Genomic DNA, 12,155 nt, shown 5'->3' with positions numbered 1-12,155 from the left:
CTTTTCCCTTCTTTCTACACATTATGGAGACTGCTATTCTTTCAATGAACCGATCAAGACGCCCTTCACGAAATACTTTTGGAGAAAAGGGTACGTCAGGATAATTGGAATGGTCGCGATCATCATCGTCGCCATGGTCAGCGACTTCGTGGTAATCGTCCGGTTCCGGTTCATATGATCCAGTGCGATGGCATTCGACGTGCCGATCTCGGTCATAATGTTGGAATTCATGATCTGCCGCAGCAGGGTCTGTATCGGGAGAAGCTGATCATTCGTGATATAGATCGCCCCCGTAAACCAGTCGTTCCAGTAACCAACCGCCGTAAACAACGCAATCGTGGCGAGCACCGGGCCGGAGACGGGAATGACGATGCGGAAGAAAATGCCATAGTTGCTGCAGCCGTCGATTTTGGCTGACTCCTCAAGCCCTTCCGGCAGCGCGGAGAAAAAGGTGCGGATGACGATCATGTTATAGACGCTGATGATGCCGGGGATAATCAGAACCCAAAAGGTATCCAGCATGTGAAGCGAACGGATCAGCATATAAGAAGGGATCAATCCCCCGCTGAAAAACATCGTGATCATGAAGAACACCATATACTGCTTGCGGAACAGCAGATTCTTCTTGGACATTCCATAAGCTAACAGCGCCGTGAAAAAGACGGACAATAACGTGCCGCTCAAGGTTCTCAGAATGGTGATCCAGAAGGAATTGAGCAGGCGGTGATCCTGAAACACGATATAATAGTTCTCCAGCGTATACGCTCTCGGCCACAAGGTCACGCCGCCGAGCGCCGTATCGCTCCCTTCATTAAACGAAATAACCAACGCGTTCCAAAACGGGTAGAGCATAATCACCGCCAGCAGCGTCAAAAGAATATAAATACTCCGCTGCATGATTTTGTCGCCCAGGCTTAGTCTCATTGTTTACCCCTCCTATCGGTAGCAGATCCTACCAGAGACTGAAGTCGGCCCGGCGGGCGATTTTATTGGCCGTTACCAGCAGAATGACGCTGATCACCGCTTTGAATAACCCTACCGCTGTCGCATAAGAGAATCTGGCATTCAATATCCCAACACGGTACACATAGGTGTCGATTACATCGGAGTAAGGCCGCAGGATTGGATTGGTGGCCAACAGCAAAATATCTTCGAAGCCCGCGCTGAGCAGGTTGCCGATGGCAAGAATCATAAAAATGATGATGATGGGAGTAATACTGGGGAGTGTAATTAAGCGAATTTGTTTGAACCGGCTCGCTCCGTCGATCGAGGCGGCCTCATACATAGTCGGATCCACGCCGGCAATCGCCGCCAGATAGACGATGCTTCCGAATCCGACTTCCTTCCACACGTTCACGCTGACCAGGATGGACCAGAAGTATTTCGGCAGCGCCAGAAAGTTCACCGGCTCGGCGGTTAAATGGAACTTTTCCAGCAAAAAGTTCACCGTGCCGTTGTCGACGGACAACAGCGAGAAGACAAAGCCGGAGACGATAACCCAGGACAGGAAATAAGGCAAATAACTGACCGTCTGGATCACTCGCTTAAAGGCCATATTCCCGATCTCGTTCAGCATGAGTGCCAGAATAATCGGGGCTGGGAAGGAGATCACCAGCTTGAGCAAGCTGATTACAATGGTGTTGCGCATGATATTCCAGAACTCCGGGGCCTCGAAGAACATCCGGAAATTCATCCAGCCCACCCAAGGGCTTTTGAGGATGCCGTTGAAAATATCGTACTGCTGGAATGCCATCACCACGCCGTACATCGGAATGTAGCTGAATATCAGAACAAAAATGATTCCCGGCCAAACCATGGACTGCAAATCCCATTGACTGGCCAACCTTCTCCATATACTTGGTTTTGCGGCCGCCTTCATCCGGTTTTCCTCCTCCTGGGGCATTAGTGAAACAGCGGCAAAAACGGTTTGTTTTTCTCCAGCATCTCATCCAGCAGCTGCTCGGCGACGGTGACCGAAGGCACCAGCGGATGATGGACCATCGCCTGCAGGGCGATGTCCCGGTCCCCATGGACGGCCGCCTCAATCGTGAGGCTCTCGTACTGCTTGACCGCAGCCAGCAGACCTTTGACGGAAGGCGGAATACGGCGCAGCGGAACCGGAAGCGGGCCTTGTTTGGTGACGATGCAGTTCACTTCAATCGAGGCATCGTCCGGCAGGAAGCCGATGATTCCGTTGTTCCTTACATTCAGGGTCTGGATATCCCGGGCATCATTATAAATGGAGCGCATCAGCAGCACGGCCGCCTCCGAGTAGTAAGCCCCGCCGCGCTGCTCCAGCTGCTTCGGCTTCTCCTGCAGTCTTTCGTCCCGGTACAGCTCGAACAGCTCTTCCTCCACCTTCTTCACCACTTCGGCGCGCGAGCCGGTCGTGGCCACCGCTTCCTTCTCTTCCGCGAGCATCGTGTCCGTCATGTAGTAGTAACTCAAGTAGTAGGAAGGTATCGCTTGCAGGCCCTTGAGGAACCGATGGTCCCAGGAGTCGAACGGCACGTTGCTGGCTTTATAGCTTTGGGGATAATCAATCAGCTCCTGCAGCTTACTTTCGCCGTCGATCACGACGTCGGATACCCAGTGCAGGTGGTTGATCCCGACAAACTCCGCGTAGATCTTCTCCATGGGCAGCCCGAAGAATTCGGAGAGCCACTTTTGAAAGCCGATCGGCGAATTGCACAGGCCTACGCTTTTGACGGAGGAATATTTGTGAACCGCTTCGGTCACCATGCCGGCCGGATTCGTGAAATTCAGCAACCAGGCATCCGGAGCCAGCTCCTCCATATCCTTGCAAATATCCAGAATGACCGGGATCGTCCGCAGGCCCTTCATCATTCCTCCGGGACCGGTCGTCTCCTGCCCGATGACATTGTACCGAAGCGGAATCCGTTCGTCCCATTTGCGCGCTTCCAGCATGCCGACCCGGATTTGCGTGCAGACAAAGTCTGCGCCGGCAATGGCTTCCCTGCGGTTAAGCGTCTCGACGACGGTAATCGGCAGGCCGGACCCCGCAACCATACGCTTGCTCAGCTCCGCAATCGTATGCAGCTTTTCCCGCCCCGCTTCAATGTCGACCAGCCATACTTCGCCGACCGGAAGCTCTTTATGATGCAGGATGATGCCCTCCATAAGCTCCGGCGTATACGAGGATCCCGCTCCGATGACGACCAGCTTGAGTGATTGCTTCATAACAGACCCTTCCTTCGTTTTTGTTTAGACTTGCTGCAGCGACAGACGATCCAGCACTTCGTGACCGACATGAATACCGCTGTGTTCCATCGCCAGCACGACTGACCCGACTACCGGCTCGCGGGTTAGGAGCCTTAACGTCCCGTTCGGAGCCGCCTGCTCCACTCGCAGCTCAATGGCGCGGCGGATGATACCCGAGCGGTCGCCCTTGGTTAGCAGGCTGCCCGCAAGCACAACGTCGAAGGTATCCTTCTCCATCCCCAACTGCTGGATCGTCGCGGCCGCGGCCAAGCCCAGCTCATCCCCCTGCTTCATCAGCAGGCCAATGGCAACCGTGTCCCCTTCATCTGCCGCTTGAAACAGCAGCTCGGCGATATGGGGCGGCAATTCCCGGAAATGGTCCAGGTAATCCTCCCTTAGTTCCGCGACCGTGGAGTAGCCCAGCAAATCCGTTAAACGCTCGGTCAGAACCGTCTTTTTCTCTCTTCCTTCATCCGAGCGGAGAACACTGCGGAATACCTCCAGGCTTAGATCATAACCGCCGCCGAAATCGCCGAACCGGTAGCCGAAGCCGCCGCACTGGTACGTCGCTCTATCCGGATTCTTTCCGGCGCAGTTCACGCCCGATCCGCAAATCAGCACGACCCCATAGCTCTTCTCTGTTCCTGACCGGAGCGCATTCCAGGTATCGCAGGAAATCTCCGTCCGGGGAAGCGCGAGACCGCTGATGATGGGTCGTAAAATCCGAAAATCAGCCTCCCTGTCCGCTCCGGCTAGGCCGAACCAGGCAAATTCCAGCTGGTCTTTGGTCAGTCCTGCTGCTGTAAGCGCTCCCGATACCGCCTGCCGCAAACTGTCTTCCGCCTGCTGGCGGTTCTTTTGGTGGTTCCCGTTTCCGCCCCGGCCCAGACCGATGACCTTTCCCTCTTCATTTGCAATCATGGCGTACGTTTTACTGCCCCCTGCATCCACTCCCAAAAAATACTTCACGGACCGTTCACTCCTACTATTCAGGTTAATCTTACAGAAGCGGTGGATTCACGCACGAGAAGCTGGGGAGCGAGCTTCGTTACAGCGGACGACATCACCTCCCCATTGATGGATTTCAGCAGCAAATCAACGCCGATGCTGCCCATTTGCGCTTCAGGCTGTCTGACCGTCGTCAGCCGCGGGTAAAACTCGCCTACAAACTGCTGGTCGTCGAAGCCGACAACCGAGATATCATGCGGTACACGGATCCCCTCTTCGCGCAGAGCCTGAACCACCCCGAGCGCAATAAAGTCGTCTCCGGAAAAGAAAGCGGTCGGCAGCTTATCTTCCCGGATCCATCGCTTGGCTACCTCATAGCCGCCGCTGACCGTAAACCCGCAGTAATCCGTCCCGAAAGGCGTTAACCCCGCTTCCTCCAGCGCCTGGATATAACCCCGTCTCCGCTCGGCTACGCTCAGGAACACCGAAGGACCGCCGATGTAGGCGATTTGCGTGTGTCCAAGACCGATTAAGTGCTTGGTCGCCTCATACCCGCCTTGATAGTTGTCGACGATTACGCTCGGCACATCCTCATGCTGGAACTGGTTATCCAGCAGCACGAATGGAATGCTTTTTCGCTTCAATTCCTCTACATAGGCCTTCTCCTCCAGTGGGGAGAGCAGGATGATCCCGTCGACGCGGTCCTTCTGAAACAAGAAATTAGCGCCTTCATCCTCATTCTCGGCGATGGACAAAGCCAGGAAGTAACCCTGCTCGGCCAGCTTCCGGTTCACCACGCGAATCACGCGGTCATAGAAGGAGTCGTTAAAGTTGGTTATCGACATCCCGATGACTCCCGTCTTGCCGCGGACAAGGCTGCGCGCTGCCGAATTGGGCTGATAATTCAATTCCTCCATCGCTTGAAGCACTTTCTTCCGGTTGGATTCGCGTACTGAAGGCGAATTGTTAAGCACCCGCGATACGGTCACGATCGAGAGTCCCGACCTTTTGGCTACATCATGAATGTTCATTTACACGTATACCTCCATCGCCCTAAAAGTTTAAACGTTTTAACTTTTGGGCTAAATAAAAAATCTGCTTTGCTCATGTCAGTTCTAGATTGCATTGAAAACCGTACGTTTTATGTCAGGTTTGCCTATAATATGACTGTAAATAAACTTTACAAAAGTTTAAAGGTTTTTACTTTGGTTTAATATTACTACCATTCCCAAAATACGTCAATCCAAAAAATTGAAATATCAGGCCCGCACGAACAGAAGATCACCCTACGGATGATCCCCTGTTTGATCTCTATTTGGCGAGCTGGATTGTCTTACTGATTCTCGATCACAATCTCTCCTTCGCCCCTCGGCTCCTCGAACCCCTGGATAAACGCAGTTAGCATCTCCTCTGTAATTGTAAAAGCGGCATTCGCATCGAACCGTTCGCTGCGGATTTTCAGCCTTCTTCGGAGCTCGCCCGGATCAACCTTCAGATAGATGAGCCTCCATTGGCCGCCCGCTTGTTCGACAAGCTGCTTGTAGCGATCCCGTTCCGACTTTCTCCAGAAGCTGGAGTCCACTATCACATGCCGCTTCTCTTGAATGCACTCTGCGATCTTCTGGTGCAGCCTTAAATGAGCCCTGTTCAAATGCTCCCTGTACTGTTCAGTGGGATAGTCGATCCCGTACCGACCGTTCACCGCCCAGACCTCTTCGTCAATCGATAGCCGGGCGTAACCGAGCGTCTCCGCTATATTTTGCGAAAAAGTGGTTTTGCCCGATCCCGCAATTCCGCACATAAGCACGACTACGGGTTGATCCGGCTCCGGTTCCAGACCGAGCAAATGCTGCAACCCTGCGACTTCCCCCATCCTATGCTTCCTCCTATCCGCGAATCCGCCCGGCCAGCCGGCGAATCTCCTCGCTTAATCTTTGATTGACCGGGTATACTTCCTCCAGAAATGCCAGAATGCACAGGGCCGACTCGGGAACCCGGTCATAGCCCTGGATCATATCGCCGAGCTTAGCCGCAAAACCGGGGAATCGCTTCTCCAGCCTCCGCTCGTTGCCAAACGGGTCAGGATAATAATCGACTTCCGGCTCCAGCAGATGCAGCACTGACAGTATCCGGTCTATCGCGTGTCCTTGAATAAACCTCACTGCCGACAGGCGCTCCTCCCGGGCATAACGGCCAAGCCCCACGTACAGATTGGTTAAAGCCTCGCCCAGCGGGTGGTCCAGGGAATCTTGCTTTTGGCTGGGCAGCGGAGCGGCCGGTTTTGCAATAGCCGTATTGTCATACCGCGCTTCCTTCCATACGATCCGGCCTTCGGTATATGCGGCGGTTGCCAGCTCCCGTTCCTCAAATACCGCATATTCCGCAAAGATCCCATCCTCAAACAGCACCTTGTACCCGACATCGGAGTTTTTGAAGGCGTAGGCCAGCGGGTGCGTATCTTCGAGCCAATCCAGCCGGTCGATATACCGGTCCTTCATCCCCGGCTCCACGATCACAAAAAAGTCCAAATCCGAATATTCATCCATCCGCGCGGTCTCGACCCCAACAGAACCGACGCCCAGCAGCACAAGCGCGCCGCCCTTACGTTCAAGCGTTCTGCCGATTTCATTTAACCGCTCCAACAGCAATTCTTTTCTGTCCATGCCAATTCCTCCTTGAATTCCGGAAATGCAAAAAGGGCCCAACCCACACTTCGCAGCGAGGTTGAACCCTAAGGTTACATTGCCTTTGATTTTCTACATAAGAGTATAACCCATTTATTTTTGGGATACACGATCTTTTTGAGGCTGTCTCTTCGGTCGATCATTTATCTCCTATTGCTCGGCACGTGTGGCTTAACCCAGGATTCCTTTCAGGTACCCTGCCAAGGCTTCGGCCGCTTGTTCATGGGCCAAAACGCCCGGATGGCTTCTGGCGCCTATCGTTTCCCCCGTCATGTTGGGCATTTGAAAAACAGAAACATTACGGTCGCCGGTCTGTTTCACGTAGGCATCCACGGCACGGTAGATGGCCGGCATCAGCGGGATGCCAATCATGCCGTAGGCCCAGACGATATGGGCGTGTTTGTTGTTTTTTCTGAGGGTAATCAGGAATTCGCATGCTGCTTGCTCGAAGGCCGCCAGATCGTCTGCGTTGTAACTGCCGTCTTCATTTAGCCGCTGCTTATAGACCCGTCCGCTCGCCGGATCTCTCCACTCCGGATTATGAAAAGCGCCATCGTCATTCGTCCCCAGGTTCACCACCACCGCATCCGGCTGCCATGCTGCAAAATCATGAGGCCCCTTCGCGCCCAAAGCTTCGTTCCGCTCGCCGCTCAACAGCCCGCAGACTTGCTCGTAATATCGCGGAAGATTGGCCTGCGGATTGTTATCCCAGCTCGTCAGCACGCCCCATCCGCTCTGCGAAAGGACCCGATGCTCGGCATTCAGCGCTCTGGCCGTCATGGCCGTGTAGTTATGAACGGCGCTGAACCACATCGGAATCCAGTCGGCTTCCTCTTTAGCGCCGATGACGCCCTCCCCCGAGGTGATGCTGTCGCCGATGAACTCGATTTTGTACGGCTTGTCCTGAACGGGCTTAAACTTCCCATCCGTCTTTACGGCATGGACCTGCAGCAGGCGGCCCGGATCCCCGCTCATCGCCTGAACCTCGGAGACAATGCGGACATTCTTCACCGTCTTTGCGTTCATGCCCCGGAACACCGGAATCCAATGCCGTCCCGCCGTCACCATCTGTCTGCTCACCGACGCATCATTGATGACAATGCTGATCCACGGCTCATACATCTCGTAATCGGCTTCAATCTCCACCCAAAGCTCGGTGGCCTGCACGTTCAGTTCGAGCGCGCTGCCTGTCCAAAACAAAGTCAACGGGGACCGATTGGGCGTGGTTCTGCCGTGGATTTTCAAATGGGGTAATTCCGGTAAGGAATAGGTATGTAGGTTGTTCTTCTCCTTCATGGTCATCCTCCTCTAGTAAGGCACTACCCTAAAGTGTAGCATGGAATTCAACTGAAGGACATGGCCCCGGACGGGCTCCTAAGGGCTCAAAAAAGGCCTCCCCATCAGCCCATACATCATGGCTTAAGGAAGGCCCGCTGTTATTCAGCGTACGGATTCTTTCATAATAAGCTTAGACAGCAGTAATGCCGCCATCCACGACAAATTCAGCGCCCGTGGAATAGCTGGATTCATCCGAAGCTAAGTACAGCACCAGGCTTGTTACTTCCTCCGGTTCCGCCACCCGTTTAATCGGAATGTGTTTGGCGAATTCCTCGACTGCGGCCTTGGTATCCTCTTGCACAACCATTGGCGTCGCGATGACGCCCGGATGCACGGAGTTCACGCGAATGCCATAGTGCGCACATTCCACAGCCGCTGCTTTAGTCATGCCCCGTACAGCAAATTTCGTATCCGTATAGCCTATAGCACCGCCGACAATTCCGTTGATCGAGGAAATATTGACTACTGAACCACCGCCCGCTTTGCGCATCGAAGGAATGACGGACTTCATGCCAAGAAATACAGAGACCTGATTGATATCCACAATTCTCCGATATTCTCCCAGAGAAGTTTGCAGAATCGATTTAGCCATTGTAATGCCTGCGTTGTTGACCAGCACATTCACGGGACCGAATTTCTCTTCCGTTTTGGCTATAACAGCAGCCCAATCCTCTTCGCTTGTCACATCTTGTTTTACGAATAGGGCATTTGCACCCAGCTCATTTACGAGTGCAGCCCCTTTTTCCTCGTTTAAATCGGTTAATACGACCTTAGCCCCTTCTGCGACAAAACGTCTGGCGTGTGCCGCCCCCATACCTTGAGCCGCACCTGTTACAATCGCAATCTTACCTTCCAATCGCTTCATATGTGTATACCTCCATATTGTTGTAGATCGTGTCTTCATCTGTCCGGGCGATGTATAACGGTTATTTCCCGCGTTATACTACAAATGTAAAATATCAATATTTTAAGTAAATGTCAAATGAGCGAAGGCCGGACATTCGTATCCCAACCAAACCATGGTATACTTTATGGCAGAAAGGCGGTGCAGACGTAACGTGGCAACGGAAGACCAGCGTGTTCTAAGAACGCGAAGCAATTTAAAGAAAGCGATGCTGGAGCTTTTGCAGGAGCATCCGTTCGGGGATATCTCGATTACCAAAATCGCCGAGATGGCCGGCTGCAACCGGGTAACATTCTATGGCCATTACAATACAAGCGCTCAGCTATTAACCGATATTTTCCGGGATTATTTAGACGAGCTTGCTCAGCAATATAAAAATAGCTTCAAAGGGATCCAGACGTTTTCATTAGCCGATCCTGCCCGTATTGTCCCCCTGTTCAAATTTGTTCGTGAGCACCAGTTTGTGTTCTCGCTTATGTTGATGGGCGAATTAATCCCGGGGTCGCAAAATATTTTTTGCGAGACCATCCAAAGCATCAGCCGCAACGATCTCGAATTGAAGGATGGAATCTGGTTCGATACCGAAGCGGTCAATTATTATGAAACTTATGCTTTGTTGGGTTTGATGATCTATTGGATAAAAGAAGGCGCACAGACCTCTCCCGAGGAAATGGCCGTTCAAATCGCCCACCTGTACTCGACGACATTAGGCGATATTGTAGTGAGAAACAACGGGAAGTGACGTTTGTCGATCGGCCGGACAGTCGAACGGTAAAGATCGGCTTTATGCGACTTGGATTCGTGAAGATACACAACAAAGAGAACAGCCCGCGGGCTGTTCTCTTTGGCTTTCTCTCTCAAAAACAGGTGAACGATCCGATCCGATTCAAATCAATGCCGAAGTATCCCCAGAAAAAGCCGAACCATCGGAACCCTCCAACGGAAGTACGGCCGACGAATACCGGGTAAAACCAGAATTGTTCGCCATTGTTCAGCCAAACGTAGGTGTTGCGGAACAGGCAGCGGCGGATCGTGCCGGGGTCGATGGCAAAAGGGGTAGCCGACATTTGCGGCACGAATTGGGGCGGAGGCGCCGTCGGCGCTTGAACGCCTGCCGGTGCACCTCCCGGGGTTCCGGGGAATCCGCCTGGCCCCCCTGGTCCTCCCGGTCCGCCAGGGAAACCCGGAAATCCTTGACCGCCTCCCGGCGGTGGAAAAAATCCCATATGTGATCGCTCCTTTCAATGACTAGGCATAATCATCATATGCATCCGCGGAAAAGGCGCCTGGGCGGATGCCAATAAATATCCCATTCAGCTTTAGTATTGGTGAGGCCCCCCTTCCCGGAGTTAACTCATATCCAACCGTTCGCCAATGTTGTATACTAATATTTTTCATCCGCCGGGAGTCTATGATGGGCTTGGAAAGTTGAAGATGTCTCCTATGGGGTACTCTTTCTTAGAGGATCATGGTTTCCGCATAATTTTTTCACTATCAGGAGAGGAAGTAGCAGCATGGCAGATTTAAACAAACAAAGAATTGTGGAAAGTGTTCCGCAACGGGGGTTTTTTGGACATCCGCAAGGATTGTTTACATTGTTCTTCACGGAGTTTTGGGAGCGCTTCTCTTACTACGGGATGAAAGCCATCCTTGTCTATTATATGTATTACGAGCTGAGCCAAGGCGGACTCGGCATGGATGAGAGCACCGCGCTGGCCATTATGTCTATCTATGGTTCACTCGTCTATATGTCCGGGATTATTGGCGGTTGGCTGGCGGATCGGGTATTCGGGGCGTCTAAAGCGGTATTCTACGGCGGTATATTAATTATGCTGGGTCATATTACCTTGGCTGTCCCTGGAAGCGTTGCCTTATTTTTTGTGTCCATGGTTCTGATCGTCCTGGGTACAGGCTTGCTGAAGCCTAATGTATCCAGTATTGTAGGCGAACTTTACAGCGAGCAAGATGCGCGCCGGGATGCAGGATTCAGCATATTTTACATGGGCATTAACCTGGGGGGATTCCTTGCTCCGCTCATTATCGGGACGCTGGGCATGGATTATAACTTTCACTTAGGCTTCAGTCTTGCCGCCATCGGTATGTTCGTGGGGTTAATCCTCTTCATCGGAACCAAGAAAAATAATCTCGGCCTGGCAGGCACGATTGTTGCAAGTCCCTTATCTCCGGCGGAACGCAAAAAAATGTCCCTTTGGTTAGGGATCGCCGCGGTGCTTCTCACGGTTATCGTTGTTATTACGATTCCGCTGGGCCTGCTCACCTTTAAATCCTTTGTCGTACTTGTAGGGATTCTGGGGATCCTTATTCCAACCCTATATTTCATTGTCATGTTTCGCAGCTCGCGGACAACAAGCGTTGAACGCTCCAGACTCCTTGCGTATATTCCTTTGTTTATTGCGGCAATCATGTTCTGGGCCATTCAAGAACAAGGGTCAACCATCCTGGCCAGTTATGCGGATAAACGTACACAGCTTTACTTTGCCGGGCTTCATATTTCGCCCGCCTGGTTCCAATCCCTGAATCCTTTATTTGTCATCACCTTAGCGCCTCTATTTGCATGGATGTGGGTAAAGCTTGGAAAACGGCAGCCCTCGATACCGAAGAAATTCGCGTTAGGGTTGTTGTTTGCCGGGTTATCCTTCCTTGTGATCCTTCTGCCGGCTTACTTTGGCGGCGAGGATGCCTTGGTGAATCCGTTATGGCTCGTTCTTAGCTACTTCGTTGTGGTGCTGGGGGAACTGTGCCTGTCACCTGTAGGGCTATCGGCAACAACCAAATTGGCGCCCTCCGCCTTCTCTGCCCAGACTATGAGCTTATGGTTCTTATCCAATGCTGCAGCCCAAGCCATTAACGCGCAGATCGTCAGATTTTATTCGCCTTCCACCGAGATGGTATACTTTGGCGTCATTGGTGGAGCGGCCATCCTCCTTAGCATGCTGCTCTACGCGTTCTCCCCGAAAATTCAGGGATATATGAAAGGGATACAGTAACGGCACTCCGTCGAAATCAAAGAAAACAGCCAGTCCCCGGGATCCGGAACT

At 52.6% G+C, this 12,155-nt stretch carries 12 protein-coding genes; 2 read left to right on the top strand and 10 right to left on the bottom strand.

The features are described from left to right. Positions 1-33: 33 nt before the first annotated feature. The 9 genes from BMW84_RS15380 to BMW84_RS15340 all read right to left on the bottom strand — a co-directional run bounded on the left by BMW84_RS15380 (position 34) and on the right by BMW84_RS15340 (position 9,057). On the bottom strand, positions 34-924 hold the full coding sequence (locus BMW84_RS15380) for a carbohydrate ABC transporter permease (RefSeq protein WP_091069962.1): 891 nt from the start codon (positions 922-924) through the stop codon (positions 34-36). A gap of 28 nt (positions 925-952) precedes the next feature. Then, positions 953-1,879 (bottom strand): ABC transporter permease, encoded by a 927-nt coding sequence (locus tag BMW84_RS15375; RefSeq protein ID WP_254773011.1) that lies wholly within the window; start codon positions 1,877-1,879, stop codon positions 953-955. A 23-nt stretch (positions 1,880-1,902) separates the two neighbouring features. Next, positions 1,903-3,201, bottom strand: coding sequence for a 6-phospho-beta-glucosidase (locus BMW84_RS15370; RefSeq protein WP_091069959.1), 1,299 nt, complete (start codon positions 3,199-3,201; stop codon positions 1,903-1,905). 24 nt (positions 3,202-3,225) lie between these two features. After that, positions 3,226-4,191, bottom strand: coding sequence for an N-acetylglucosamine kinase (locus BMW84_RS15365; RefSeq protein WP_091069957.1), 966 nt, complete (start codon positions 4,189-4,191; stop codon positions 3,226-3,228). A 20-nt stretch (positions 4,192-4,211) separates the two neighbouring features. Continuing rightward, positions 4,212-5,201 (bottom strand): LacI family DNA-binding transcriptional regulator, encoded by a 990-nt coding sequence (locus BMW84_RS15360; RefSeq protein WP_254773010.1) that lies wholly within the window; start codon positions 5,199-5,201, stop codon positions 4,212-4,214. A 302-nt stretch (positions 5,202-5,503) separates the two neighbouring features. After that, complete coding sequence (locus tag BMW84_RS15355) at positions 5,504-6,043, bottom strand: P-loop nucleotide/nucleoside kinase family protein (RefSeq protein ID WP_091069956.1); 540 nt, start codon at positions 6,041-6,043, stop codon at positions 5,504-5,506. A gap of 13 nt (positions 6,044-6,056) precedes the next feature. After that, positions 6,057-6,833 carry a hypothetical protein gene (locus BMW84_RS15350; RefSeq protein WP_091069954.1) on the bottom strand — a complete coding sequence of 259 codons (777 nt, stop codon included), beginning with the start codon at positions 6,831-6,833 and terminating at the stop codon, positions 6,057-6,059. Positions 6,834-7,025: 192 nt separating this feature from the next. Beyond that, on the bottom strand, positions 7,026-8,150 hold the full coding sequence (locus BMW84_RS15345) for an SGNH/GDSL hydrolase family protein (protein WP_091069952.1): 1,125 nt from the start codon (positions 8,148-8,150) through the stop codon (positions 7,026-7,028). 172 nt (positions 8,151-8,322) lie between these two features. After that, complete coding sequence (locus BMW84_RS15340; protein WP_091069950.1) at positions 8,323-9,057, bottom strand: glucose 1-dehydrogenase; 735 nt, start codon at positions 9,055-9,057, stop codon at positions 8,323-8,325. 193 nt (positions 9,058-9,250) lie between these two features. Between BMW84_RS15340 and BMW84_RS15335 the strand changes: the two genes are divergently transcribed. Further along, entirely contained in the window at positions 9,251-9,838 is a 588-nt protein-coding gene (locus BMW84_RS15335; protein WP_091069948.1) for a TetR/AcrR family transcriptional regulator, read from the top strand. Positions 9,839-9,953: 115 nt separating this feature from the next. Here the strand turns inward: BMW84_RS15335 and BMW84_RS24855 are convergent, their stop codons facing one another. Further along, positions 9,954-10,322 carry a transporter gene (locus tag BMW84_RS24855; protein WP_091069946.1) on the bottom strand — a complete coding sequence of 123 codons (369 nt, stop codon included), beginning with the start codon at positions 10,320-10,322 and terminating at the stop codon, positions 9,954-9,956. 288 nt (positions 10,323-10,610) lie between these two features. On the opposite strand from BMW84_RS24855, the gene BMW84_RS15325 reads away from it, so the two are divergent. After that, positions 10,611-12,104 (top strand): peptide MFS transporter, encoded by a 1,494-nt coding sequence (locus BMW84_RS15325; protein WP_091069945.1) that lies wholly within the window; start codon positions 10,611-10,613, stop codon positions 12,102-12,104. The last annotated feature ends 51 nt before the right edge of the window (positions 12,105-12,155 follow it).

It is taken from the genome of Paenibacillus sp. NFR01, assembly GCF_900111565.1.
In the GTDB taxonomy this organism is placed as follows: Bacteria; Bacillota; Bacilli; order Paenibacillales; family Paenibacillaceae; genus Paenibacillus_AQ.
The sequence above is the reverse complement of the archived record's forward strand: the minus strand, read 5'-3'. Positions and strand labels throughout refer to the sequence as shown.

Coding starts and splice junctions, on each gene's coding strand:
- BMW84_RS15345 (WP_091069952.1), bottom strand. CDS start 8,150: ATGAAGGAGAAGAACAACCTACATACCTATTCCTTACCGGAATTACCC.
- BMW84_RS15355 (WP_091069956.1), bottom strand. CDS start 6,043: ATGGGGGAAGTCGCAGGGTTGCAGCATTTGCTCGGTCTGGAACCGGAG.
- BMW84_RS15380 (WP_091069962.1), bottom strand. CDS start 924: ATGAGACTAAGCCTGGGCGACAAAATCATGCAGCGGAGTATTTATATT.
- BMW84_RS15375 (WP_254773011.1), bottom strand. CDS start 1,879: ATGAAGGCGGCCGCAAAACCAAGTATATGGAGAAGGTTGGCCAGTCAA.
- BMW84_RS15360 (WP_254773010.1), bottom strand. CDS start 5,201: ATGAACATTCATGATGTAGCCAAAAGGTCGGGACTCTCGATCGTGACC.
- BMW84_RS24855 (WP_091069946.1), bottom strand. CDS start 10,322: ATGGGATTTTTTCCACCGCCGGGAGGCGGTCAAGGATTTCCGGGTTTC.
- BMW84_RS15370 (WP_091069959.1), bottom strand. CDS start 3,201: ATGAAGCAATCACTCAAGCTGGTCGTCATCGGAGCGGGATCCTCGTAT.
- BMW84_RS15325 (WP_091069945.1), top strand. CDS start 10,611: ATGGCAGATTTAAACAAACAAAGAATTGTGGAAAGTGTTCCGCAACGG.
- BMW84_RS15350 (WP_091069954.1), bottom strand. CDS start 6,833: ATGGACAGAAAAGAATTGCTGTTGGAGCGGTTAAATGAAATCGGCAGA.
- BMW84_RS15340 (WP_091069950.1), bottom strand. CDS start 9,057: ATGAAGCGATTGGAAGGTAAGATTGCGATTGTAACAGGTGCGGCTCAA.